Annotated in this window: 25 protein-coding genes; 14 read left to right on the forward strand and 11 right to left on the reverse strand. The window is 35.2% G+C overall.

The features are described from left to right. Genes IPJ53_02665 through IPJ53_02685 form a run of 5 tightly spaced genes read left to right on the forward strand, consistent with a single transcriptional unit; the run spans position 1 to position 4,850 of the window. Positions 1-945, forward strand: a complete 945-nt coding sequence (locus IPJ53_02665) for an HlyD family efflux transporter periplasmic adaptor subunit (protein MBK7797991.1) — start codon at positions 1-3, stop codon at positions 943-945. After that, a complete protein-coding gene (locus IPJ53_02670; protein ID MBK7797992.1) occupies positions 942-1,871 on the forward strand; it encodes an ABC transporter ATP-binding protein in 930 nt (309 codons plus the stop codon). The genes IPJ53_02665 and IPJ53_02670 overlap by 4 nt, the downstream gene beginning before the upstream one ends. Further along, positions 1,861-2,613, forward strand: a complete 753-nt coding sequence (locus IPJ53_02675) for an ABC transporter ATP-binding protein (GenBank protein ID MBK7797993.1) — start codon at positions 1,861-1,863, stop codon at positions 2,611-2,613. The genes IPJ53_02670 and IPJ53_02675 overlap by 11 nt, the downstream gene beginning before the upstream one ends. A gap of 15 nt (positions 2,614-2,628) precedes the next feature. Further along, a complete protein-coding gene (locus IPJ53_02680) occupies positions 2,629-3,735 on the forward strand; it encodes an ABC transporter permease (GenBank protein ID MBK7797994.1) in 1,107 nt (368 codons plus the stop codon). Next, positions 3,732-4,850, forward strand: coding sequence for an ABC transporter permease (locus tag IPJ53_02685; protein ID MBK7797995.1), 1,119 nt, complete (start codon positions 3,732-3,734; stop codon positions 4,848-4,850). The genes IPJ53_02680 and IPJ53_02685 overlap by 4 nt, the downstream gene beginning before the upstream one ends. A 32-nt stretch (positions 4,851-4,882) precedes the next feature. Here IPJ53_02685 and IPJ53_02690 read toward each other — a convergent pair whose 3' ends face one another. Further along, positions 4,883-7,453 (reverse strand): gliding motility-associated C-terminal domain-containing protein, encoded by a 2,571-nt coding sequence (locus IPJ53_02690; protein MBK7797996.1) that lies wholly within the window; start codon positions 7,451-7,453, stop codon positions 4,883-4,885. A 105-nt stretch (positions 7,454-7,558) separates the two neighbouring features. Between IPJ53_02690 and IPJ53_02695 the strand changes: the two genes are divergently transcribed. Then, complete coding sequence (locus IPJ53_02695; GenBank protein ID MBK7797997.1) at positions 7,559-9,004, forward strand: polysaccharide biosynthesis C-terminal domain-containing protein; 1,446 nt, start codon at positions 7,559-7,561, stop codon at positions 9,002-9,004. A gap of 25 nt (positions 9,005-9,029) precedes the next feature. Here IPJ53_02695 and IPJ53_02700 read toward each other — a convergent pair whose 3' ends face one another. Beyond that, on the reverse strand, positions 9,030-9,572 hold the full coding sequence (locus IPJ53_02700) for a hypothetical protein (protein MBK7797998.1): 543 nt from the start codon (positions 9,570-9,572) through the stop codon (positions 9,030-9,032). Between the two features lie 500 nt (positions 9,573-10,072). Here IPJ53_02700 and IPJ53_02705 point away from each other — a divergent pair, with 500 nt between their 5' ends. From IPJ53_02705 to IPJ53_02715, 3 genes are all read left to right on the forward strand, one after another. After that, positions 10,073-10,489, forward strand: coding sequence for an MGMT family protein (locus tag IPJ53_02705; GenBank protein MBK7797999.1), 417 nt, complete (start codon positions 10,073-10,075; stop codon positions 10,487-10,489). A gap of 66 nt (positions 10,490-10,555) precedes the next feature. Next, entirely contained in the window at positions 10,556-10,987 is a 432-nt protein-coding gene (locus IPJ53_02710; protein MBK7798000.1) for a DUF2147 domain-containing protein, read from the forward strand. Positions 10,988-11,108: 121 nt separating this feature from the next. Further along, the gene (locus IPJ53_02715; protein MBK7798001.1) at positions 11,109-11,273 is read left to right on the forward strand and encodes a hypothetical protein; all 165 of its coding nucleotides are present in this window, start codon (positions 11,109-11,111) and stop codon (positions 11,271-11,273) included. Positions 11,274-11,327: 54 nt separating this feature from the next. Here the strand turns inward: IPJ53_02715 and IPJ53_02720 are convergent, their stop codons facing one another. Then, positions 11,328-12,119, reverse strand: a complete 792-nt coding sequence (locus tag IPJ53_02720) for an FkbM family methyltransferase (protein MBK7798002.1) — start codon at positions 12,117-12,119, stop codon at positions 11,328-11,330. Between the two features lie 13 nt (positions 12,120-12,132). Then, positions 12,133-13,152, reverse strand: a complete 1,020-nt coding sequence (locus IPJ53_02725) for a peptide-methionine (S)-S-oxide reductase (protein ID MBK7798003.1) — start codon at positions 13,150-13,152, stop codon at positions 12,133-12,135. Positions 13,153-13,254: 102 nt separating this feature from the next. On the opposite strand from IPJ53_02725, the gene IPJ53_02730 reads away from it, so the two are divergent. From IPJ53_02730 to IPJ53_02740, 3 genes are all read left to right on the forward strand, one after another. Next, the gene (locus IPJ53_02730) at positions 13,255-13,848 is read left to right on the forward strand and encodes a sigma-70 family RNA polymerase sigma factor (protein MBK7798004.1); all 594 of its coding nucleotides are present in this window, start codon (positions 13,255-13,257) and stop codon (positions 13,846-13,848) included. Positions 13,849-13,916: 68 nt separating this feature from the next. After that, the gene (locus IPJ53_02735) at positions 13,917-14,147 is read left to right on the forward strand and encodes a hypothetical protein (GenBank protein MBK7798005.1); all 231 of its coding nucleotides are present in this window, start codon (positions 13,917-13,919) and stop codon (positions 14,145-14,147) included. Between the two features lie 117 nt (positions 14,148-14,264). Next, a complete protein-coding gene (locus IPJ53_02740; GenBank protein ID MBK7798006.1) occupies positions 14,265-15,719 on the forward strand; it encodes a M48 family metalloprotease in 1,455 nt (484 codons plus the stop codon). Positions 15,720-15,776: 57 nt separating this feature from the next. On the opposite strand, the gene IPJ53_02745 is transcribed toward IPJ53_02740, so the two are convergent. Beyond that, positions 15,777-16,163 (reverse strand): ATP-binding protein, encoded by a 387-nt coding sequence (locus IPJ53_02745; GenBank protein MBK7798007.1) that lies wholly within the window; start codon positions 16,161-16,163, stop codon positions 15,777-15,779. After that, the gene (locus tag IPJ53_02750) at positions 16,160-19,513 is read right to left on the reverse strand and encodes a DUF4175 domain-containing protein (GenBank protein ID MBK7798008.1); all 3,354 of its coding nucleotides are present in this window, start codon (positions 19,511-19,513) and stop codon (positions 16,160-16,162) included. Before IPJ53_02750 ends, IPJ53_02745 begins: the two co-directional genes overlap by 4 nt. A 352-nt stretch (positions 19,514-19,865) precedes the next feature. Between IPJ53_02750 and IPJ53_02755 the strand changes: the two genes are divergently transcribed. Continuing rightward, positions 19,866-20,654 (forward strand): T9SS type A sorting domain-containing protein, encoded by a 789-nt coding sequence (locus IPJ53_02755; GenBank protein MBK7798009.1) that lies wholly within the window; start codon positions 19,866-19,868, stop codon positions 20,652-20,654. 87 nt (positions 20,655-20,741) lie between these two features. Here IPJ53_02755 and IPJ53_02760 read toward each other — a convergent pair whose 3' ends face one another. From IPJ53_02760 to IPJ53_02780, 5 genes are read right to left on the reverse strand one after another with little or no spacing between them, the layout of a single operon-like run. After that, positions 20,742-21,533 (reverse strand): hypothetical protein, encoded by a 792-nt coding sequence (locus IPJ53_02760; protein MBK7798010.1) that lies wholly within the window; start codon positions 21,531-21,533, stop codon positions 20,742-20,744. Continuing rightward, a complete protein-coding gene (locus tag IPJ53_02765) occupies positions 21,508-22,269 on the reverse strand; it encodes a UDP-2,3-diacylglucosamine diphosphatase (GenBank protein MBK7798011.1) in 762 nt (253 codons plus the stop codon). The genes IPJ53_02760 and IPJ53_02765 overlap by 26 nt, the downstream gene beginning before the upstream one ends. A gap of 17 nt (positions 22,270-22,286) precedes the next feature. Next, on the reverse strand, positions 22,287-22,817 hold the full coding sequence (locus tag IPJ53_02770; GenBank protein ID MBK7798012.1) for a 3-hydroxyanthranilate 3,4-dioxygenase: 531 nt from the start codon (positions 22,815-22,817) through the stop codon (positions 22,287-22,289). Positions 22,818-22,870: 53 nt separating this feature from the next. Then, complete coding sequence (locus tag IPJ53_02775) at positions 22,871-23,302, reverse strand: hypothetical protein (protein ID MBK7798013.1); 432 nt, start codon at positions 23,300-23,302, stop codon at positions 22,871-22,873. A gap of 28 nt (positions 23,303-23,330) precedes the next feature. Then, on the reverse strand, positions 23,331-23,963 hold the full coding sequence (locus IPJ53_02780; protein ID MBK7798014.1) for a 4'-phosphopantetheinyl transferase superfamily protein: 633 nt from the start codon (positions 23,961-23,963) through the stop codon (positions 23,331-23,333). Between the two features lie 296 nt (positions 23,964-24,259). Between IPJ53_02780 and IPJ53_02785 the strand changes: the two genes are divergently transcribed. After that, positions 24,260-24,571: a hypothetical protein gene (locus tag IPJ53_02785; GenBank protein ID MBK7798015.1), complete on the forward strand. Its 312-nt coding sequence runs from the start codon at positions 24,260-24,262 to the stop codon at positions 24,569-24,571. Positions 24,572-24,830 lie beyond the last annotated feature (259 nt).

The following is a 24,830-nucleotide window of genomic DNA, read 5'->3' on the forward strand; positions in this document are numbered from 1 at the left end:
ATGAAAAATCCATTTTATCTTTTTTTGGTTGTTGTAATCTTCACTTCATGTTGGCAGAAAAAAGACAATTTTGAAGCCACAGGAACATTTGAATCGGAAGAAATTTTAGTCTCTGCTGAAATACCTGGCAGGATAGTAAAATTATCTGTTCACGAAGGGGACACTATAGATGCCGGAATTCTGTCAGTCGTTATTGATACTGTTCCGTTGCAACTGCAAATCGATCAGTTGCATTCCAGTATACGAGCCTTGTATGGCAAAACATTAAATGTTAAACCTCAGATTAAGTTGATACGCGATCAGTTGGAAGTGCAGAAGGTCCAACTAGCGAGTTTACAAAGAGAAAAAACGCGTTTTGTAAACTTGGTGAAATCCGATGCAGCTACCAGAAAGCAATTAGATGACATTCTTTCACAAATTGATATTTTGGAGCAACAGATGAATGTGAGCCAACAACAGGTCGAGGTACAATCGAATACTACCGGAACACAGAATCGTGGGATTCTAAGTGAGGAAGAACCTTTAGAAAAAAGAATTCAGGTGTTGCTGGATCAAAAAAATCGTGCTAAAATTCTTAACCCGATTGATGGAACAGTACTTTCTATATATGCAAAAGAATCCGAAGTGGTAGCTCCAGGTAAGCCAATTTACAAAATTGCAGATATGAAACACATGATTCTCAGAGCTTACATTAGTGGAAATCAATTAAGCAGCTTTAAATTAGGCCAGGAGGTGTCAATTTATACAGATAATGGGGGTGATCAGATGAAGGAATACAAAGGAGTAGTAAGTTGGATTAGTGATAAGGCTGAGTTTACACCAAAAACAATTCACACCAAAGAGGAGAGAGTCAATCTGGTTTATGCAATTAAAGTTTCGGTGGAAAATGATGGATATCTAAAATTAGGTATGTATGGAGAGATTCGAGTAAATATGCAAAAATGATCAGCGTCAGCATTCAATCAGTTTCTAAAAAATTTCTAAAAGAAAAGCAAATGGTTACTGCTCTTCATCCAATTTCGTTTGAAGTTGCAAAAGGAGAACTGTTTGGAATAATTGGTCCGGATGGTTCCGGGAAAACAACTTTGTTTAGAATTTTAAACACGTTGTTGTTGCCTGATTCTGGAGATGCATGGGTGGATGGATTTCACATCGTTCATGAATATAAGCAAATCAGAAAGCGAACTGGCTACATGCCAGGTAAATTTTCTTTATATCAGGATCTTACTGTGCAGGAAAACCTACAGTTTTTTGCTACCATTTTCAATACAAGTATTGAGAAGAATTATGATTTAATTAAGGACATTTATGGTCAGATTGAACCCTTTAAGAATCGAAAGGCAGGAAAATTATCAGGAGGAATGAAGCAGAAATTAGCCTTGAGCTGTGCATTGATTCATAAACCAACTGTTTTATTTTTAGACGAGCCAACTACAGGCGTAGATGCTGTTTCCCGAAAGGAATTCTGGCAAATTCTTAAATCATTGCAAAAACAGGGCATTACTATTTTGGTTTCAACACCTTATATGGATGAAGCTAATTTATGCGATCGGGTGGCTTTAATACAAGAAGGCAAAGTGCTAAGCATGGATACCCCTGAAATCATTACGGGCAATTTTCACAAAAATATTTTTGCAATTAAATCAGCTAAAAGAATTACTTTATTAAGTGATTTACGCTCCAGGGAATTTACTGAACATGTATATCCCTTTGGTGAATATTTCCATTTGATCACAAAATCACCCATGGAACCCCAGCAAGTTTATGCAGAACTTGCATCTATGAACCATCAGGACTTAAAAGTAGAAAAAGTAAAGGCAGATATCGAAGACGTATTTATTGACCTTATGAGAAACGAGCATGCAGTTTGAAAACAAAATGATATCAGTAGAATCCCTTACAAAGAAATTTGGTGATTTTATGGCTGTGGATCACATCAGCTTTGATGTGGGGCAAGGGGAAATCTTTGGTTTTCTTGGGGCAAATGGTGCAGGCAAAACTACGGCTATGAGAATTCTATGTGGTCTGAGTAAGCCTACTAGTGGTAGAGCTATTGTTGCAGGGCATTCCATTGACAATGAGGCAGAACTTATAAAAACCAAAATTGGTTATATGAGTCAAAAATTCTCCTTGTATGATGACTTGACCATTTCAGAAAATTTAAAATTTTATGGTGGAATTTATGGTTTGTCTTTGAATCAAATTAAAGAGAAAACACACACATTGTTGAAGCAACTTCAGTTGGAAAAAGAACAGAACAATTTGGTTAAATCATTACCACTAGGCTGGAAGCAGAAACTTAGTTTCAGCGTTGCTATTTTTCACGATCCCAAAATTGTATTTCTTGATGAGCCAACAGGTGGAGTAGATCCTATCACCCGCAGAGAATTTTGGGAATTGATTTATGAGGCTGCAGCCAAGGGCACTACCGTTTTTGTGACCACTCATTACATGGATGAAGCGGAATATTGTGACCGAGTTTGTATCATGGTAGATGGAAGAATTGAGGCTTTGGATACACCAAGCCAGTTAAGAAAACTGTTTAATGCATCAAGCATGGATCAGGTATTTTACTCACTTGCCAGAAATGCAAATAGAACAGAATTGACATAAATGTAACTAAAAACCATGAGGCAATTTGCAATATTTGTATATAAAGAAACTCTTCACATTTGGAGAGACAAAAGAACTTTATTCATCTTAATTGGAATGCCTATTGCCCAGATATTGATATTTGGGTTTGCATTGACCAATGAAGTCAAAAATTCAAATATTGCCATCCTTAATCCTTCAAAAGATAAATCAAGTAAGCAGATTATTGAGAGAATTGAAGCCAGCAAATATTTTGATATCTATCAGGAGTTACAAAATCCGACAGATATAGATAATGCATTCAAAACAGGTAAGATTAAAATGGTAGTTGTTTTTTCATCAAAATTTGAAAACGAGCTTCAAAAAAATCACAGTGGGGAAATTCAACTGATCGCAGATGGGTCAGACCCTAATACTGCAAGTACTTTGGTAAACTATGCATCCGCTATTATACGGGATTATCAAAACGAATTGCTAAGTTTGAATAAATTACCATATTCAATTAAGACAGAGTTGAGGATGCTTTATAACCCTCAATTAAAAGGTGCTTTCAATTTTGTACCTGGTGTGATGTCAATGATTTTACTCCTGGTTTGTACTTTGATGACTTCAATTTCAATAGTTCGTGAAAAGGAATTGGGAACTATGGAGATTTTATTGGCATCGCCGGTTCAGCCATTTATGATAATTGGTGCAAAAGCGGTTCCTTATTTTGTACTTTCTCTTGTAAATATTGCGACCATTTTATTGCTCAGTGTTTATGTTTTGGAAATACCTATTCGAGGAAGTCTCTCTTTACTTGTTTTAAGTAGCATGTTGTTTATCATCACTGCCCTAATCTTGGGACTATTTATAAGTACGATTACAGACTCACAGATGACAGCCATGTTTATTGCAATGGTAGGAATGTTTCTTCCTACGGTAATGTTAAGTGGCTTTATGTTTCCTATTGAGAATATGCCCATGCCTTTGAGAATTATGTCAAACATCGTTCCTGCAAAGTGGTATTATATTATAGTTAAGTCTATAATGATTAAGGGACTGGGTGTTTCTGCCATTCTTAAGGAGCTGAGTATATTATTTGGAATGATGATAATTTTTCTTGGACTGGCTGTTAGAAAATTTAAAATAAGATTAGCATGAGTCCATTGAGGTTTTTGCTACAGAAGGAATTCAATCAGATCAGGAGAAACCCTGCTATACTGAGAATGATGTTTATCATGCCCATCATTCAGTTAATAGTCCTTCCCTTTGCAGCAAATTATGAAGTGAAAGAAATTAAACTGGCAGTCGTTGATCAGGATAATTCTTCTTATACCAGAGAATGTACGCAAAAAATTTTAGCCGGGAAATATTTTAATTTAAGTTCATTCAATCAATCTTATAAACCAGCAATTGAAGAAGTGGAGCAGGACAAAGCTGATGTGATTCTTACTTTTCCACCAAATTTTGAGATGGATCTTTTACGTGAGAATGAAGCAACGGTTTTTATAGCAGTAAATGGGATTAATGGAGTTAAGGCAAGTTTAGGAGCAGCATATTTACAACTTATTCTGCGGGAATTTAATCAGGACATTAGAAGTCGCTTGATTCAATTACCAAGATTTAGCCCTGAGCCGCTGATTAATGTCAGTTATCGTTTTTTGTATAATCAGCATTTATTGTATCCGGTTTTTATGGTTCCTGGCATACTCACTCTGCTTCTGACCATGATCGGTATGTTTCTTGCATCCCTTAATATAGTGCGTGAAAAGGAAATTGGAACCATTGAACAAATCAATGTCACACCTATAAAGAAATATCACTTCATTTTAGGAAAGCTCATTCCCTTTTGGTTAATGTCCCAGGTGGTACTTACTATTGGGCTTGTAGTAGCCAGAGTTGTTTATGGTATAAGTGTGGCAAATCATCTTGAATTGATTTATTTGTTCAGTGCAGTTTATATGTTGGCCGTATTAGGATTAGGCTTACTAATTTCGACCTATTCTCAAACCCAGCAACAAGCTGTTTTGGTTTCATTTTTTCTAATGATGGTCTTTATTTTACTAAGTGGTCTTTATACATCAATAGACAGTATGCCATTTTGGGCAAAAGTGATAACCTGGTTCAATCCAGTTGCCTATTTTGTTGCAGTAATGAGAATGGTAGTTATCAAGGGGAGTGGATTCTGGGATATTGCCAGTCATCTAGCCATAATCTTTGGATTTGCTTTGTTTCTAATAAGTTGGGCGATTTTAAATTACAGAAAACGTAGTTAATAAGTTTGATTAAGATTGAACTTTCTTTTGAACTATCTTATTAAACTTACAGAACCTTTCTTTTTTAAGTTGCTTAAATTTCCCTGACCTTCCCCAAATTCAAGATCATAATTTAGTTGATATAAATAAGTTTCAATTGGGGCCGGCTCATTTTCATATCGTCCGTTCCAACCAGGGAGATTAATGTCTTCAGATTCATACACCAGTTTACCCCATCGATTAAACACTCTAAATTTTATTTTGGTTAGTTTGGCCTTACAATCAGGGGCCAAAACTGGTCTGAATATATTATTTAAATCATCACCATTTTCGGGAGTAAATACATTCGGTACCATCAAACAATCTTCACAAATAGTGCTGGCAATTACTAAATTATAGTCGGCCTCCAGACAACCGGCTGTATCTTTTAATTGAATATTGTATGTGCCCTCCTTTATGTAATTAATGCCATCGATCAACTTTGCTTTGCCACAAAACAATGTATCAAATTTTGGTTCAGTTCTAACTTGAGTTTTGGTAATTGTAATTTGTGTTATTTCAAAACATGTTCCATTAATTTTTACTGTATCTATAAATTCACCTTCTTGGGAATAAACTTTATTATTGAATTCAAAACCTGTACCACTGCAAATATTTTTACTAATTTTAGCATCTTTATAGGCAGTAACATGCAAAATTCCCGTAATTGAGTCGCAGCCAGCTATGTTTTTTATCTCTATATTAAAGTTTCCGCCATTGTTGTAGTTTATATTATAGTTGCTCTTGTTTTCTCCACATCGAATAGTATCATAAATTTCACCAAGATGTACATATTTGTTGGATGTAAGATTCAGTGTCACTATCGAATCACAGCTTCCAGCAATTCTAATTGTATCGGTATAAATACCCGGTGTTACCAGTTCTTTACCATTAAATAAAAAGGATTTCCCTGTGCATAATTCAGCGAAAATATTTTGACTGATGTAGGAAGAAACTTCTAAGGTCAACTCAAATGTACGCACAATACATCCTACCTGCATGAGTCTAACAATTTTGTAGATTCCAGGGGTAGAAAATACATATTTTTTATTCCCGGCGCCATCAATGTTCTGGCCATTGATGATCCAACTGTGAGTTGCAGTTGGATCCCCGGAGGAGAGATCTATGAATTCAACTTCGGAACCATCGCAAACTTGCTTCGGACCGGTAAACAATGGTTTGATTTCAAAATCCGTTTCGCAAATAGTTTTGGAAAATAATACGGAGTCCTTAAAGTTTTTATAATCGATGATCTGTTGCCCCGCTTTTGTTTGATACACAAAATCTCTTATAGTCCAATTGGGTTCAAATTGTGTGAGTTCTTGGGTAACATCAATATCATTGCAGCCGGATAAGAAGTCATTGTTTGTTTTGATAACCAGTCCTTGAAAATTGACATTAGATGCATATGCGGTGCTGAATCCCGAAAGAATTACCCCACCAATGGGAGAAACCCTAACCCGGGTATATTGAGATCCCTTTCGGTTATAAATAAAAGCATTTTTTAAGGAGCCATCTTTATTAATTACATAAAGTGCATTTTTGTTAGGTGCATTCGGTCCGGAAGCAGCATGTGCTGTAAAAGCAAAAGTACTGACTCCTATTGCATAACTGCCATCAGAAAGGACAGCCAGTCCCTCACCGATTGAGCCGGCATCATTCCCTACGCTGGTCTCATAAACATTAGTAAAAAGGGCATTAAGATTTTTATCTGTTTTGATTAGGAAAACGTCATATTCCGAACTCTGATGGTTTTCTTCAAGAATAGTAGTCGATCCGGTGATCAAGTAATTATCTTCCTTATCAATTTCTATGTCAAAACAGTATGTTCTCTGATTTTCATAACCAAATGTTTTAAATCCAAGTGGATTGCCATCCGGTGACAGCTTTGCGATAAAGGCTTTAAAGGTCCCTTCATCAATACAGCGTCCACAAATTGCAAGATTACCTTCCGAATCTGACTTAATGGCATAAGCTTCGTCATAGGTTGTATTAGGATTTCCAAAAGTTTTGGTCCACTGGATTTTACCATCACGGTCAAGTTTGACTATATAAAGATCTGCAGCAGTCCGGTCTGTGCCATAAAATGCAGTACTTCCTGCAATCACAAAACCACTGTCTTTGGTCATAACTATGTCTCTGCCGAATTCACTGTTGTTACCAATTTTTTTCATCCATTTAACCTGTCCGTTTGGCCCGATTCTTCCGGCCAGTATGGATCCTTGAAAAAACCCCGTACCCAAATTAAATGAAAAAACTACATCACCACCATCTGCTTCAACAATTCCAAAGTTAGTATTGGTGGGTGATCCGGATGGTCCTAAAAATTTGGTCCAAATCGGGTTTCCGGTACAGTCATATTTAGTTAAAATACCTTGTGAAAAGTTGAAAGTATCCGTCACAAACCCTAATGTCGCAAAACCTCCATCAGAAAAGGATTGAATGTCATAAAAATTGGTATGCGGATTTTTAATCCCAGGCTTATAATCCGACATGAAATAAAGCTTCTGATATTGAATATTTTGGCCAATTGCCTGACTAATAATAATAAACGCAGTTAAGAAAAATAGCAAGTATCTTTTCATTTTGGATTAGAGAATTATAAATGAATGCCCAAGATAATAAGGATTCAAATATGTACCAATGCGACACAACTAATTTGAACTAATTTAGCACCTGATTTAGCAATTTTGAAAAAGGAATTTGTAATTAATATATTTTTATTGATCCTGGTGAACGCCCTGATCAAACCAATTTATTTATTTGGTATCGATCGAAACATACAATTGATTGTAGGGACAGAGGCATATGGAAATTACGTAAACATTCTGAATTTCACTTTTATACTTCAGTTCATAAGCGATTTTGGGTTACAGAATTACATGAGTCGATTTGTGAGTCAGGATAGTACTAATGCCAAAAATACTTATTCAAAAATTTTGAGTTTTAAATTAATTCTATCCATAGTTTATTTTTTGCTCACCTTGTTTCTTGCCTGGATTTGGTATGGAGAAGAATTCAATATTCGCTTTGTAGCACACGTATGTCTAAATCAAATTTTTGTAAGTAGCATTTTCTTTATAAGAGCAAATATTTCAGGTTTGGGTTTGTATAAGACAGATAGTTTTATTTCGGTTTTAGACAGATTGTACCTAATTGTATTGGGAGGTATTTTTATTTTATCTCCAGCTTTAAAGTCAAACGTTACCATTAATTTCTTTGTTTGGATTCAAACTGTTTCGTTGTTTTTATGCTTTTTAACTGGTTTGATCGTTTTGATGAGTCATCATTTTAAATTCAATATTATCAAAGTTTCAAAGTCAGACCTGATGAAAATTTTGACGGCCAGCCTACCTTTTGCTATGATTTATTTAACCAGTGCGGTTTTTTATAAATCAGACAATATTTGGCTTGTAAAACTTTTGCCTGATGGAAAGCTTCAATCTGGAATTTTCGCGGCTTCGCTTCGACTTTACGAGGCTATGTCTATGATTTCATTAGCCTTTGGAAGTTTGTTGCTCGCCATGTTTTCACGAAGTTTTATGGATAAAAACATTCTTCATAATTTGTTGAAAACATCTGTATCCATACTTCTTATAATATCAATTTTACTTGCTTTTTCCGGATACTTTTACAGCATGGAAATAAACTCCATGTTATATCATAATGGAGATCCCTACTGGGTCAGAATATTATCTATTATGATGCTTTGTTTTATCCCTGGAAGCATTAACTATATATTTAGCTCATACCTTCAGGCGATACATCGGGAAAAACTGCTGTTAAGGATATATTTTATATTAGCACTCTTATCTATATTATTAAATTTGATTTTCGTTCCAATACTTAAAGCAGAAGGATCGGCTTGGGTATTTTTCATAGTTCAGTTATTATTATTTGTTATCCAAATATTCTTTATAAGGAGTGAACTGAATTTTGGATTTAACTCAATAATGCGACAACTTGTATTCATATCTACGGCATTCTTTCTTTATTTTGTGATAGCAAAATATTGCCATTTTGCAATATTTTACAAATTATCACTTTCTGCTGCGTTGATTTTCTTGATGGCCTTCATTACGGGTATTGCCAGGATAACGGAGGTTAAAAATTTTCTTGCTTTAAAGAAATGGTAGACATTAAGAAGTTTTATATGGAAAATTATTCCAGTTTGCGACCCTTCACAATTAAGGTCTTTCTTTCAATATTTTTAGCACGTTTCAAATCAATAAGCAAGCATGTAAAGGCTGATTGAGAGGGCGTATAATAGACTTCATTGTTATAGGTTACCTGACCACCGCTTCGTTCCCAATCTTTACCTAAAAGCACATATTTGTCACCCATTTTAGGATTGGGGCCAAACATTAGGTATTTCGGCTGGTCTCCTTGTTCGAAACTAATTGCAAATCGATTTAATTTGGGAGAGAATACCATTACACCTGGTGTCCCTTGCTCAAAAACAATTTCTTCAATTTTTTCACCATTAATAGTTTTTATTTTTCCGTTTTGAATTTCTGTAGCACCACTCGTAGCTTTCCTTCTTAATATAATTTGATCAGATAAGTAGAACTGGATCTTTGTTAATTCTTTATCTGTCCATTTGTTTTCATCAATTAAATCTTGTGTCAGAGGAGAAAGAACCCGACTGCATGAAAATTGAATAAGGGTCCATGAAAAGAACAAAAAAAGATATTTAGCTTTCATAATTATTAAATTTGTACGAATGTAGGTTAGACTTTAAAATAACAGCTAAGTTTAATTTATTATTAACGATTTTAATGAAAAATTAATTCTAATTTAACTAAGTTAGACACATATCCATAATTTTCAATTTATTATTACATTTGTTCCAATTGAATTCAATCATGTCAAAAGGCGAGTCCATAGAGTTTCATTTTCAATATCCTGAATTTCCATTGGATAAGGTTAAAATTCGTAAGTGGTTCAGCGCCATTAGCACTATGCATAAATCGGCCATTCAAAATTTGAATTGCATCTTTTGTACAGACAGTGATATTTTGGAAATCAATCGCAGTTATTTGAATCACGATTACTATACAGATATCATTACTTTTCCCTTTCAGGAATCTCCTATTGTAGCTGATTTGTACATCAGCGTTGACAGGGTCAAGGAACACGCAGAGTCATACGGAATCAGTATGGAACTGGAACTTTTAAGGGTTATGATTCATGGACTACTGCATATGCTGGGCTATAAGGATAAAACTGAAATTGAAATTCAAGTTATCAGGGAAGCTGAAGATCGCGCTATTGCTTTTTATCAACGCGATTTTAGACCGGAAACACATTATTATGATCAGGTTTATGATGTAGTAAGAATGATTCCATATGGCAAAGTAACTACTTATGGAGCAATAGCTAATTTCCTTACTCTCGGGTCAGCAAGAATGGTTGGATGGGCTTTGAATCAAGTTAAAGATAGCTTGGTTGATGTTCCGGCACACAGAGTGGTAAATGCTAAGGGGGAGCTGAGTGGAAGGTTATATTTTGGTCATGGTAAAATGGAGCAGCTTTTGTCAGCTGAGGGAATTTTGGTAGTGAATGATAAAGTGAGCAACATGAAAGATTTCTTTTGGGACCCTGGGGGTGAACTGCAGTAATTGATTTATTGATTCATGTGAATGACCAAAATTGAATTAAATTCTTAATTTTTAAATTGTTATAATATGTTTAAGTCTATTTTCTTTCTGGCAAGTACCTTTTTTCTGATGGATTCAGTATGTGGACAAAATAGTGCCATTTTGGGGGTTTGGAAAACAATTGATGATGAAACCCATCAAGATAAATCGCATGTTGAGCTATATATGAAGTCTGGAAAACTTTTTGCAAAAGTGATACAATTACTTCCTGCTGCAACCACTAAAGTATGCAACAATTGCCCAGGTGAGAAAAATGGAAAATCGCTTATTGGTATGGACATTATTTGGAACATGGTGTCCAGTGGTGACATTTGGGAGGGAGGTCAAATATTAGATCCAAAAAACGGGAAGATATATTCTTGTACTTTAAGTCTGGAGGGATCAAATAATCTCAAGGTAAGAGGCTACCTGGGGATTTCCCTTTTTGGGCGCACTCAGACCTGGGAGAGAGTAAAATAATTTAAGTTTATACAATAAAGGAGTGAGAGAGACTGTTATAAAGTCAAACCACCAATTATCGCCTATGGTCGATACCTTTACACTTCATTCTTTAGTCCGGTATTCTTATCATGAATGTTCTTTGGAAGAAAAGGTTCTTTTGGAAGAGCTAGCTGAGGTTGATAGGGGTCTTAAAGAGGAAATGAATTTCATAAAGAAGGCTAAAAGCTTTCTTCCCGATGTTCTTTTCTACCCAAAATCAGTTACCATTGACAGAATTAGGGACTACAGTCAAAGAGCAAAGTAGCTCAGCTAAATTTGCTCTTCAAAAGCCTTTAAGTATTTAACTTCAGGGCTTTTTTTATGCAATTAGTTCACTTCTCACAAAAAATAAATTACCGGAAATCGTGGGTGGCAAATTTGTATTTAATTTCATATTTCCATGAACTAATGTAACCGGAACAAATTGATAATTACACATAATTTTTATTATATCTTGGATATCTAAATGATTATACTCTAATATTATCAATCTCAAATTCCCATTTTCTAAAATTGATGATGCCCCACGTATAATCATAAGTTCATGACCTTCCGTATCTATTTTTATGGCATGAGGTTTAGGTAAGTGAACGAACGAATCCAGGTTCTTGGTTTGGATTATTTTGACTCCGTGGATTGAATCAATTTTGTTGTTGATGTCTAATCCTGAAGTGAATTGAGAAAAACCATTCACATCACTAATGGCAAATGGAAATATCTCTACTAAGTGTCTTACTGAATTAAGTTCTTGATTAAGCCTGTTTATGGTAGCCGCCTGTTCATCTGGTTCAAAAGCATAGCATTTAATATTACATTTGACTGCCAGATATATACTGTACAATCCTACATTTGAACCAATATCATAAAAGACATCTCCTTTATTTAAAAGTTTAGTGAGCATTTCAAACTCGGCTTTCTCAGGATGTTTGTAATAATAAGGATTTTTCGATGACTGAAATCGTGAATCCACCACCCACTTGATGTGATCTTCCCAATTTATGAAAACCCTTTTTTTAATTAAATTAATCCAAAAAGATTTAATAATAAAACCGAAGAATGACTGACCAGGCTCCGCATATTTTTGAAATTGCCTGTATCTACTTAACAACAACTTGAATATTTTATCATTTGCTTAATTGTATTTCTGAAATCTGATATGCTGTATAGATATCTAATCCTATCAGGTTTTGCATTTTTTTTAGTGATTTGGTTTTTACTTGTTCCAAGATTTTTTTCTGGTTGGGGGAAAGTAAAAAATCTGGATTTATATTTTCACTCAGGAGACTGTTTATTTTGGTAGCTTGGAGAGAGCTCATAGGAACATATTTGTAAGTTGTTTTATACAAGTAATATTTTGATTCAGGGTCTACCCTGAAGTTGTCCAATTTCACATGAGGTATATTTATTTTTTTTGAACCTGAAACATTTTCATTAACCATGTAAATTTTGTCTGCATTTTTTGATTTTGCTCCAAAAGAAACTAATTGTTCCAAACTAATTTTATTTGGGTTATATTCCACTTCTACAACTTCTGAGCCTTTTACATAGCCAGCTCGTGTGCCTATTACACCATCTAACTGAGCATAATTTTTTTCCCCACTCCAAAAGCAGTACATCCCAAGAGTAGCTTTTTCAGTCCCCACAGCTCTGGCCAAAAGTTCTTCTTCCAATAACTTAAGATATTCAGGAATTTTTTGACCATTTTTCAATAAAGCGGCATTGATTTTTGAAACCAATCCAAAGGCTGTATAGTTTCCACTCAACCGTGTTACCAGAGGACTTAAGTCCGGTTTGACAATCCTCACAACTGGATTGTTCCAGGAGGGTTCTTCAAAATAATCTAATGTTTTCTTGTCACTACCATTTTTATTATTATGAATAGCTAAAGGAATAAAGAAGGTTTCAATGGCCTCTGCAATTAAGGGATGGGACAAAACCTCTGTACCATAATTTTTGCATGTACCACACCCTGGAATTTCCTGGAAAAGTATAAAAATAGGTTTTTTATCCCGGATTGCCATTTTTTGAGCTTCTTCAAGGGTTCTATTCCATTGAACCTTACCCAATTCCTCCGGGTTCTTTTCGGCAAAAATGCAAGAAGCAAAGGGTATAAAACTCAAAATAATGAACAGACTTTTTAACATTGTAACATTTATTTGATAGTAACCCTAAAATTAAGGCCCATTGGCGATATCATTCAAGGATTTCGGATAAAAATCACTTTCTTTGCAGGACAAAATTAGGATTTGAAAAAGCTTAGCCCACATGAACGTTTTGAGCTTGAGTTTTTACCTCATATTGAGGCTTTAAATACTTTCGCTTTCCACCTAACCTATAACGAAGAGAACGCAGCAGACCTTGTTCAGGAGACTTACCTTAAAGCCTTTAAATTTATAGATAAGTATGAAGAGGGAACTAATGCTAAGGCTTGGTTGTTTAAGATTCTGAAGAATGCATATATTAACGACTATCGGAAGAGGAATAAACGTCCGATTCAAGTTGATTATGAAGAGGTGTCAGGGTATCACGATGGTGATGACGCACCTTTGGCAAGTTATTTTGACCTGAGAGAGGAGCTTTTCGATCACATGATGGGTGACGAGGTTACGGCAGCAATCAATTCATTGCCGGAGGACTTTAGGACGGTCATTTTGCTCTGTGATATTGAAGATTTCAGCTACGAGGAAATCTCAAAAATCATCGATGTTCCGATAGGTACAGTCAGAAGTAGGCTTTTCAGGGCTAGAAATATGCTGAAAGAGAAATTGAATAATTATGCTAAAACCATGGGTTACAAGGATCATAGGGGCGGGCATGATGATCAGGAAATAAGTGAATAAAATTTGGCTGCACAGATATATTTCTGAGCAGTAGTATAATAGCTTTTTTGTCGGATAAACGATTTTGTATGGACCAATTTAACTTTACTGAAATCAGAAAAAAGATTACCTCATTTTTAGATCACGACATGAGCCCCGAAGATCAGGATAGCTTTCTTACTCAGATTCAAAAAGATCCCAACAGTCAGAATGAACTTATTAGGGAGCGCCTGATTCGTTCTAAAATAAGAGAAAACATTCACCGTCCCCACCTATCTCCGGGGCTAGTTGATCGAATTAAAAACAAGATTGTAAGATGATTCTTATATCCAAAATGGATCTTTGAATGTTTGCATGTTAAGTTTTTGGTAGTGTTGACTCTTGTGAGTTATTTTTAATTTCTATGCTCTCGATTTGAGAGTTTTATCTCTGATACTATGCAATTTAGAATTTTGTATCTCATTCTATTAGGTCTTGTGTTAACCACATGTTCGCGTAACCCGGTCACAGGGAAAAAAGAACTCTCTTTAATGTCTGAATCTCAGGAGAAAGCTTTAGGGCTTGAATCTGACCCTCAGATACAAGCTGAGTTTGGAATGTATGCCGATTCAAGTTGGCAAAGGTTTCTTCGTGAAAAAGGTCAGGCTATGGCCAAAATTTCTCATCGCCCTACTTTGGGATTTCAATTCAGAGTTATTGATTCAGAGGTGGTAAATGCATTTGCTGTACCAGGGGGATATGTATATTTCACCCGTGGAATATTGGCACATTTTAATGATGAAGCCCAGTTAATGGGAGTTTTAGGACATGAAATAGGTCACATAACGGCTAAGCATGCCAACGAACAATATACAAAGCAAACACTTGCTCAGATTGGATTTGCAGCAGGGATGATATTATCCCCTCAGTTTAGACAATTTGGCAATCTTGCGAATACAGGTATACAATTGATGTTTCTGAAATTTAGCAGGGACAATGAAACACAATCTGATAAGCTTGGAGTGGAATACTCATCTAAAGTAGGATATGATGCTCATCATATGGCAGATTTCTTTCAAACACTCGGAAGAGTGTCCGATGCTGCAGGTGCAAGGATTCCATCATTTCTATCCACCCACCCCGATCCGGGAAATCGTTTTTCAAAAGTGAATGCCCTGGCTACTGAAGTTCAAAAGCAATTCACTTCTGCCACAAAAGTGGAAAGAAACAGTTATCTCAAACGATTGGAAGGAATGGTTTATGGAGCGGATCCAAGACAAGGTTATAAAGAGAATGATATTTTTTATCATCCTGAGTTAAAATTTCAATACCCTACGCCAAGGGAATGGACCTACCAAAATTCTCCAGCGCAAGTTCAATTTGCGTCTAAAGATCAAAAAGCAGTCATGATTTTTACATTGGCCTCGGATAAGGATTTGGCCTCAGCTGTGAAGACAAATCTCAAAAACTATAATTTAAATTTGATCAGTCAGGAAAACATTCAAGTTAATGGAATGTCCGCCATCAGGTTTTTAGCTGAGCAAGTCCCTGAACAAAATTCGCAGGGGCAGACAGCAAATTCCAGTACTCTTAGAGTGGTCAGTACTTTAATCAAATACGATAACTTAATTTATAACTTTATTGGAGCCGCTGCTCCTAATGATTTTGGAAACTATGAATCTTATTTTATTCAAAGTATGAATGGTTTCAAAACTTTAACGGATCAGACAAAAATCAATGTAAAGCCTGATCGTCTTGCCATTAAAAGTATTTCAAATAGAATGACACTAAAGGAGGCATTGAAATTTTATAATCAGGATGCTAAACGTTATGAAGAATTAGCCATTCTTAATGGTCTTAAGCAAACTGACGTCCTAGAGGTTGGAACTTTAATTAAAACAGTTAATAAATAAGCCTACCATAAAATAGGAATTTATGAGCAAGAAAAGGCTGATTAATATTAATTAAACTTAAATCTCGAATTCAATTTCAACAGTCCTCCCATTATCAGAAAATACCACTCTGTTAGAGAGTTTATGCATTAAAAATACCCCTCTGCCTCCACATCTCTCTAAATTTTCGGGGAGAGTTGGATCCGGAATAGTTTTTGGGTCAAATCCATGTCCTTCATCTGAAATCTTAAAAGAAATACAGCGATTTTTTTTCTCACTGTTGATGTGAACAAATTTATTTGCGTCTTCTCCATTCCCATGAATTATGGCATTGTTTACCGCCTCAGTGATGGAAATGAATACATTGTGATAATGCTTCTGATCAATCTTGTATTCATCAAAAATACCTATAAGGTATTTTTCAATCATTACAATATTATTCGGTATGGAAGCAATTCTAATCATCCTTGCTTCTTCGTACGATTGAAATATTCTTCGACCAGTTTTTTGTAAAACGGTCTCAAATCCGGAGATACGTGCTGGAACCATTCTGTTTCTGCCTGGCGCTGTTTTAGATATTCTTCAAGCCCGGCAGGAAAGCTACGTTCAATTTTCGTACCAGTTTCTGATTTACGCTCTTCTTTATACTCCCTTTCACGCTCTGCCCGTTCTGCTTCTAGCAATCGTGTAGTTATTTCTTGTTGCCGTTTGAGGGTCTCATTTGTGAGTTGTTTATTCACCAGCTCCTTCTCAGTTTTATTCATTTGCTCGATAGCCTCCTTCATTTCCTGTGAGCCCAAACCTTGTTCTTTTTTCTCTTTCTCAAAGTCCTCAAGCATTTTCCTTAACTTGGCTTGTTCGGCAGCCATTTCCGCAAATTCTTTGCTGAGTTTCCCTTCCCCCTTTTTGTTTTTTTCTCCCAGCTTTTTCATTTCCTCACCTACCTTTTGTTGTCCTTCAACAATTTTATCCATTGGCACTTTCCCTTTTTTTCCTTTTGGGGATTTGCTTTTACCTGGCTTTTTACAAGATTTGCTTCCGGGCTTATTGCAAGAGGAATTTTGTTCCTTTTGTTTATTATTCATGGTTTCGGATAACATCACGGCAAGATCATTTACATTTTTCATTATCTTACCTTGATGAGTATTCGCCATTTGGATTTGTCTATCTTCAAGTTTTTCAATGGTTTTTCCAAAATTCTCATTGATTTCTGAAACTTTCTCTCCAACAAAAGACTCAATTTCAACCACTCTTTTACTTAAGGCTTCAAGAGTGTCCTGAATTAATTTAAAATTCGTTTTTAATTTAAATTGTTCTTGCACCAAGGTTACATATTTTGGCGATTGAACTTGGGTCTGTTCAAATGTTTTTGATAAAAGTTCCTGTTCGAAAGAGAGCCCTACAAGATTTTCCAATAACTGTCTGAGTACTCTTATATCTTCTTCTTGTTGCTCCTTTTCATTTTGTTCCATTTGGCTTTCCATTTGGTCTGCCATTTCATTCATCTTGTCCGCACCCTCTTTTTGATCTTTGGAAGCACCATCATTTTGTTTTTTTTCTAATTTATCCTTGGCATTTTCTAAACTTTTTTTAGCCTCCTCAGCATTCTTCTTTTGATCTTCTATTTTTTTAGGTTGTTCAAGCTCTTGATTCTTTTTCTGTATCTCGTCTTGCTTTTTCTTGAGGTCTTCAAATTTTTTATTTATTTCCTCCTGTTGTTTTTTAAGATCAGCTGCGTCTTCTGATTTCTTCTCAGTTTTCTCCTTAAGTTCCATTTGCTCATTAGCCAATTCCCTTAACTTATCTATTTGGTCTTTAATGTTTTTTTCAAGCTCCAATTGCTTAAACAACTCCAACAAGCGATCCATTTCTTTTTTCATGTCCTCACTCTTATTCTGAAATTGTTCAGTCATTTGAATAGCTTGATCCTTTTGCAATTCTTGCATCAATTGTTGGATTTGATTCATCAATTGCTGCATCTCTTTATTCATGCTCTCATTAAAATGTTGCTGCAGTTGTTGTTGTTTTTCCTGAAGTTTTTCATCCGGATTGCTGTGTTGTTCCTGTTTTTTAAGATTCTCTTCAAATTTTTTCTGAGCTTTTTCAAACTTTTGCTGAATATCTTCTTGTTGCTTGATAAGTTTTTCAAAATCCTTTTTATTCTGCCATTCCAGGTCTTTCTTCTGACGCAACTTATTGCGATATTCATTTAGTTTGTCCTGAAGTTTTTGCGCTTCTTTAACTGCCTCTTCCAGATTTTTTTTAATATCTTCACTGTTAGCTTCTTCTTTTTGCGCCAGTTCTTCCTGGCTGGCAAGATGATGCTCCATAATCGTACTTCTGGTGGACTTACTTCCGTTTACACCATCATTGTCCCAAACCTCAAAGTAATATGAAATATGATCGCCGGGTAATAATCCTAAGGCTTCCATGTCCAAAACGTGACGGAAAGTTGAGGCCTTGCCATTGGTTAAATTTACCTTAACTGATTTCTCCGGTAGAGTTTTACCGGATTTATTTTTTATCTGATAATTGAAAGTCAGATCTTTCAAACCATAATCATCTGAAAGTTCCCCGCCGAAATACACAATACCTGCCTGTGTGCTGTCTTCAAATGATTCGGCATTTATCAATGGGTACTGATCAGCAATGGCGGTTATCTGATATTGAATGGTATCAGGCTTAGATAATTTATTATTGTTCAAATACAGAGTGTAGCTCTGGTCTTTCATGATCCTGGTCGAAAATTGAAACTCATTTTCTGAACGCCTGCTGCCTTCTGATTTCTGGTTTGATTCAGAAAGCCTGTATTCTAAAAGATCTGTATTTTCTGTGTTGATATTCCAACTAACTTTAGTGCCTACCGGAACAATCAATCCCCCTGTATTTTTGAAACTCTCATTTTTCCTTCCTGTATAGGAAGGATATTCGAGTCTGACCTCAAAATCTGAAATGACAGGTTTTAAAATCACTTCAAGAGTAAATTCTTCTGACTTGATCTCACCCGAATAAATCCTGAACTTTGTATCTTTTTGGACATTTCCAAATGTATAAGTATAGGTCCCGGGATCTTCACCTGGCCTGAGTCGGTATTGAAAATTGTCGTATTCAATATATGCTTCGGATGGTAAAAAGTTACCCGAAACCAACACTTCTAAATTGAAATCTTCATTTTGTATTGCCTCAAGTTTTTGATTAATAAGACCAAAACTAAAGGGAGCGGCTTTCGCAAAATCTTTATTGTTCTGAATTAAACGAGTGGTAGAATCCTTAATTAAACTAGGCGCTAGAAAAATGATACCCATTAACAGCGAAACGGGAATTAACGCATAGCGCAGATATTTTCTGTTTTTATTTAAATCTATTGCAGCTACAAAAGGTATGGGTTTCAATTCTGATGCCTTTTGGTTTATACTGGCCTCGATTAGACTCTTATCACTAAAATTAATAGATTGGGATTTGAGTTGAAGTACATTTAACAGTTTGTCCTTCACATCTTTAAAATGAGTACCGATGATACGAGAGGCCTCCTCATGACTGATCATTTTTCCTAACCTCATGTAATGAAGAAGTGGACTTACAATCCAACTGAAGAAAGCAAAACCTGTCAAACCAAGAAATGAATAGAAAAGTATCTTTCGGGTAATTTTACTAAAATAAAATTGATGCTCAAGGAGAGCAACCAGGATAAATGCCAATGTAAGCATTCCTATAAAGTAAATAGAACCCCGCAATAGCTTATTAAGGTAGAACTTCCTCGTAAACTGATCTAATTTAAAAATCAGCAAATCATAATAACTTTGATTCCATCCCATACCCTAGATATAATTAGTAACAACGCTTATTTTGCAAAAATAATTTCACTTATTAGGAATTGATACATCCCAGCGAATATTAACAATTTATATTTCTTTTAGGTTTATAAGTTACTGAGTTTATATTTGATATTATGGGGTCTTAATCAATCATTTGATTTTATTAAAAATTTTGTAATACTCGAAAAAACGACTACTAATTAAAATATTATACACTAAATAAGCAATTTACAGAATATAATTTCTTAATATTCATTAATAAATTGCTTTGATTATGTAATTTCCAATTTTAACAATTAGATTCAAGTACAAATAATTAGATTTGCGCTTCATTTCGAAACTTCAAGACCATATGAAATTTATTGTTTATTCCTCATTTATTGTTTTTCTATTTGTACAATCGGTCATGGAGCCTCGGAATCCGGAATTGGAAGTCACAGGAGCCCCCGGCGAATTAACTTGCGCTAAATCAAATTGTCATAGTGGTGGAAGCTTTGTTGGTACAGTAAATCTTGAGGGACTCCCGGATACCATCCAGCCAGGTCAGACTTATAATTTAAATTTTGTTCAGAAGAGTAATGCATTGACCTCAGGTTTTGAGATTACAAGTCTCGATGCTCTGAATATGAGATCTGGAACATTTGTAGCAGGAGCAGGTTCTGGTGTAGCAATTGGCAGGACTTTTAACAGGCAATACATCAGACAGATAAGTGCAAGAGCATTAACCAACGGGGAATCTGTTTATTCATTCAGTTGGAAGGCGCCAACAAGCCTGAACGGGGATAGCATTAAATTTTATTTTGTGGGCATGGCGGCCAATGATAATGGTAAAAATACATTTGACAATGTTTTAAGAGGAACTAAAAGTGTATTTTTTCAAAATGTACTTTCTTCATCGCAAGAGCAATTGATGAATTCCATCACACTAAGTCCAAACCCTGTTTCAAACTATTTCTATCTAAAGTCTGATATTGTAGAACCTATAAGGTATCAAATAATCGATCTTATTGGACAAGAAGTTTTACATGGTTTCATTTCCAACGGCAATAAAGTGGATGTTTCAAATTTAGATCAAGGAATTTATCATTTGATTTTGAAATTTTCTTCCGGGAATCAGATAAAATCTTTTCTTAAGAAATAATTCCTAATAGTTAATCTAACTTACTAGAGTTTTGACACTTTAATGATTATTTGCCAAGCACTGATTTTTGATCAGATGGAGTAAAAGTTAGTTTAACCAGCGAAATCTCCTGATCTGATTATTTTCAGCAATTATTAAATACTTTGAATTTACAGCAAAAGAATTGATTTTGAAATTACTTTTGTAGATGGGCTCAGAAGGCTTGGATCCTTTTTCCCATTGATAAATTTGATTTTCCTTCAAATAGAATAATTGGTTGTCTTTTAAGTCAATTGATTTTATCTGGCTGTCTTCTACTGAGAATTCTTCATTAAGGAATCCGGAAAATTGCCATAGTCCTATTCCGGGAAGTAACAGAAAAATTTCTTTACCACTTGATTTTAATACAGTGGATGTAATTTCATTGTCCCGCTCATAATAAATGGACTCACTGTTGACAATTCTTTGATCCAGTATATTCTTTAAATGAATTTTACCCTCAGCAAAAAAACAATATTGCGTTGTGCTAAAAAAACAAATGGCACTTTCTGTGTTAAAATTAGAATAATGCTCATCCGAAAGTGTACCTAGACTTTCGTCCAGAATTTGAACACTCGAATAGGAAGGAAAGAATAAAATAATTTTCATTGGATCACTCACATCCAGTGTTACATATTCATTGAGAAATGGACTTGAAAGCTCTTGATTGGTTGACCAATCTTCATTAAGCTTTAATAAGTGAGCATTGCTTTTATCTAAAGCATATATTTGATTTAATTTGTCTATATAGATGGTCGAAGCATTGAGTAAAAATGAGTCCTGAAATAGATATTTTTGGGATATCCCGATGTTGGTTAGCGAAAAAAACACACAGCTATGAATAAACCACTCCTTTATCATTTTTATAAAATTTCAATTGTAGAGATTCTCCGTCAAATTCTGCGTATGATTGAAAATTCAACCAATCTCCTAAATTGATATAACGAGATTGTGTTCCATTGATATTGTAATCTATAGGAAGGTGACGGTGCCCGAATACATAATAATCTGCTTGAACTTCCGGATGCTTTTTATGAACATATTGAATTAGCCATTCTTTGTCTGGGCCTAAAAAATTCTGAACGGGCGCCTGTGCTTCTCTACTTTTACCTGAAAAGTAATTGGCCAGGTCAATACCTACATCCGGATGAATCCATTTAAATAGCCATTGTGCAAATGGATTTTTAAACAACTTTTTAAGTCTTTTATATCCATGGTCGCCAGGACCTAAGCCGTCCCCGTGTCCAATAAAAAATTTTTTATTCCCTAAATTTTCCTGAATTGGTTTTTGGTAGATTGGAATTCCAAGTTCCAACCACAAATAATCCTTCATCCAAAGGTCATGATTGCCGGTAAAAAAACGAATATCAATTCCTTTATCTTTCAATTCGGCAATTTTTCCTAGAATTCTGATATAACCTCTGGGTACTACCCTTTTATAGTCAAACCAAAAGTCAAATACATCGCCAACAAGAAAAAGATGGGTTGCATCTTTTGATATAAAATCCATCCATTCTACAATTAATGCTTCTCTGTTCAGGGAAGGGGTTTTTGCAGAAACTCCAAGGTGAAAATCGGATGTGAAGTAAGCTTTAATCAAAATATATTTATTAATCAGCTCACAAATCGTGGATCAGTTTCCATAATTGCGCCACATTTTTTACACGTTCTCATAGATTCTGAGGCATAGTATTCTTTAAATCTTGGAATAAAATCTTTCTCTATATTTTCCAGCGGAAAATAGCTTTCATGCAATTTTTCATTGCATTTTTCACAAAACCACAGCAACCCATCGTTTTCTCCAGGTTTGCGCTTGCATTCTATTACCAAACCAATAGTGCCTTCTGGTCTCATGGGTGAATGGGGTGTGTTTGCTGGCAATAAAAACATTTCTCCTTGTTTTATAGGAATATCCACAGGTTTTCCATTCTCCTGAATTCTGACCGTTACATCTCCTTCAATTTGATAATACCACTCTTCAGTTTCATTATAATGATAGTCTTTTCTGGCATTTGGTCCAGCCACAATCATCACAATAAAATCCCCAGCTTCCTGATATAGGTTCCTGTTTCCCACCGGTGGTTTTAATTCATGTCGGTGTTCTTCGATCCATTGGTGTAGGTTGAAAGGTCTTTTGATAGACATAAAAATAAAATTTTAATAAAGATACGTTATTCAAATAGGCTGATCAATAGTTTCTATCTTATTTCAACTTTAGTATACTTATTCATTCCTGCATAATATATCAGTCTCCATCCATCGCCAGTCTTTGCAAATCTACGGATCAGGACAAGTCCATTGTGGATGTCTTTGATTTTTTCTTCAATAAGAACATCATTTAGATTTAGATAATTGGATTCAAACCTATTATCCTCCTTAAAGCCTGATTTTTGGAAAATCCATTGGTCTGCAGACCAGAAAAACTTTTCATTTCCAATAAATGCTGGATCAGCATGATTAGGAAGCCCTTCCAATGGAAAAAAAATATGGTTGATTTGATAATTACTGTCTAAATGAAACTGGTCATAAAACATCCTGAAATCCTCAGGAAGCGATTCATAACTGTTTCCCTTAAGATTTTGATCAAGTCCGACTGTGGTGCCTGAGGAATTATTACGGCAGGCAGGCAAACTTATCAAAATTCCTAAACAAACGAGTTTAGCAGTCTTTAGCGGCCACCAGATAACAGAAGTTTGCCTCAACTTGGTGGTAAATCGCATAATGCAGGATAATATCATTGCCCAAATATAAGGATGCTGAATGAATCACCAATTGGTTTTGTTCCATACGTAATTCAAGGTTAATTTGTTTGTTAAATTGAATTCCTCTCTTTCCATGAGCTTTGTAAACTGCTTCTTTGGCACACCAGCACAATGTTGCAGCCACCTTAAGATCCTCCTGATTAATAAAATTCAAATTCAAAAATTCAAGTTCATCTGTGCTCAAATACTTATGAAGGATGCGAATCACCTTGAAGTCAAAGATCTGTATGTCTAGCCCTACCTCATTCGGTCCGATTACATAGCCGGTGTATTCTCCAGAATGGGAAATGGAAAGAAAGCTACCTTCTTCTTTAAATTTTAGTTTACCAAACTCATTTTTAATAAATTCCGGACTCCCGGAGGTTCCGGTTTGAGTGTACAACACGTATCTGGAAGCCAGATATTCCAATCTTCTCTTAGGATGAACTTCAATTAATTGGGCCAGTTCAGTTTCTGTCCAAGGGAAAGACGATCGAAAAAAATTTTCGGGTTCTTTGATTTGCCAGATTAAGAAATTTATATCTGACATGATTTTCTTTTGAATGAATATTGGCATACTATTTTAAGTAACAAACCGATGTTTTATTCATAACATTTGTAAATAATCCAAAACTAGGGCAAGTAAATAAATTTCTAATTTGACGCAATTTAGAAAAAAACTCAGGGTTTACCCTGATAAGAAAAAAACATTTTATATGGGTTTTCCCTGATTTTTCAGTTAAATGTACATTTTTATTTGCACAGTTTGCAAAATGCCCATATCATTGTGACATCCTTTCGGCATATCATCACTACCCAAATTTTTATCATTCATTTAATTTGATTATGCCGATCTATAAAATATTAATTTTTGTCTTCTATTTAAATGTAGTTTTTGTATTAGATTTTTCGTTCGCTCAGATATCTGGACCTGGATATTTGCATGCCGCAGGTGGTGGAGTAGTTTTTTTATCTCCATCCTTATGCCCAAATAACAGCGAGGAGTTTACCATCGCCTGCGACATGACTGAGCGAAGTTTTGTGAGCCGACAATTTAATCAGAATAGCATCTTTAAGGATGGTAATCATGACCCGGAAAGGAGCGTCTTTAAGTGGCCAACTCCTTTCTGGAGTGATGATTTAATCCAGATTTTTTAGAGAAATGTAAGATCATAAGTGGTTTTTAGCCATATATTGTTGTAGACTGCAATTGAATTTTTTTAAAGAGAGCCGATGAAATAAAGATGAAGTAGTCTAATTGATCCCCTGGTTTTCGGCATGCTTTAAAGCATTCGGTAAGTGCAACCAGGGGATATTTTTCATTTCCACTTGCACACTTGTTCAATTTGTAATATTTTTCGCATGCAGTAAATTCTTAATTCCTAATTTTGCTGGTAAAGGGCAAATGGCAAGAAAA

The sequence above is a fragment of the Candidatus Vicinibacter affinis genome (genome assembly GCA_016714365.1).
In the GTDB taxonomy this organism is placed as follows: Bacteria; Bacteroidota; Bacteroidia; order Chitinophagales; family Saprospiraceae; genus Vicinibacter; species Vicinibacter affinis.

Excerpts from the sequence above, each read along its gene's own strand:
- IPJ53_02675 (MBK7797993.1), top strand. The coding sequence starts at position 1,861 with ATGCAGTTTGAAAACAAAATGATATCAGTAGAATCCCTTACAAAGAAA.
- IPJ53_02725 (MBK7798003.1), bottom strand. The coding sequence starts at position 13,152 with ATGTTAAAAAGTCTGTTCATTATTTTGAGTTTTATACCCTTTGCTTCT.
- IPJ53_02680 (MBK7797994.1), top strand. The coding sequence starts at position 2,629 with ATGAGGCAATTTGCAATATTTGTATATAAAGAAACTCTTCACATTTGG.
- IPJ53_02780 (MBK7798014.1), bottom strand. The coding sequence starts at position 23,963 with ATGTCAGATATAAATTTCTTAATCTGGCAAATCAAAGAACCCGAAAAT.
- IPJ53_02670 (MBK7797992.1), top strand. The coding sequence starts at position 942 with ATGATCAGCGTCAGCATTCAATCAGTTTCTAAAAAATTTCTAAAAGAA.
- IPJ53_02785 (MBK7798015.1), top strand. The coding sequence starts at position 24,260 with ATGCCGATCTATAAAATATTAATTTTTGTCTTCTATTTAAATGTAGTT.
- IPJ53_02735 (MBK7798005.1), top strand. The coding sequence starts at position 13,917 with ATGGACCAATTTAACTTTACTGAAATCAGAAAAAAGATTACCTCATTT.
- IPJ53_02690 (MBK7797996.1), bottom strand. The coding sequence starts at position 7,453 with ATGAAAAGATACTTGCTATTTTTCTTAACTGCGTTTATTATTATTAGT.
- IPJ53_02770 (MBK7798012.1), bottom strand. The coding sequence starts at position 22,817 with ATGTCTATCAAAAGACCTTTCAACCTACACCAATGGATCGAAGAACAC.
- IPJ53_02665 (MBK7797991.1), top strand. The coding sequence starts at position 1 with ATGAAAAATCCATTTTATCTTTTTTTGGTTGTTGTAATCTTCACTTCA.
- IPJ53_02760 (MBK7798010.1), bottom strand. The coding sequence starts at position 21,533 with ATGATAAAGGAGTGGTTTATTCATAGCTGTGTGTTTTTTTCGCTAACC.
- IPJ53_02685 (MBK7797995.1), top strand. The coding sequence starts at position 3,732 with ATGAGTCCATTGAGGTTTTTGCTACAGAAGGAATTCAATCAGATCAGG.
- IPJ53_02710 (MBK7798000.1), top strand. The coding sequence starts at position 10,556 with ATGTTTAAGTCTATTTTCTTTCTGGCAAGTACCTTTTTTCTGATGGAT.
- IPJ53_02700 (MBK7797998.1), bottom strand. The coding sequence starts at position 9,572 with ATGAAAGCTAAATATCTTTTTTTGTTCTTTTCATGGACCCTTATTCAA.
- IPJ53_02745 (MBK7798007.1), bottom strand. The coding sequence starts at position 16,163 with ATGATTAGAATTGCTTCCATACCGAATAATATTGTAATGATTGAAAAA.
- IPJ53_02750 (MBK7798008.1), bottom strand. The coding sequence starts at position 19,513 with ATGGGATGGAATCAAAGTTATTATGATTTGCTGATTTTTAAATTAGAT.
- IPJ53_02740 (MBK7798006.1), top strand. The coding sequence starts at position 14,265 with ATGCAATTTAGAATTTTGTATCTCATTCTATTAGGTCTTGTGTTAACC.
- IPJ53_02705 (MBK7797999.1), top strand. The coding sequence starts at position 10,073 with ATGCTGGGCTATAAGGATAAAACTGAAATTGAAATTCAAGTTATCAGG.
- IPJ53_02755 (MBK7798009.1), top strand. The coding sequence starts at position 19,866 with ATGAAATTTATTGTTTATTCCTCATTTATTGTTTTTCTATTTGTACAA.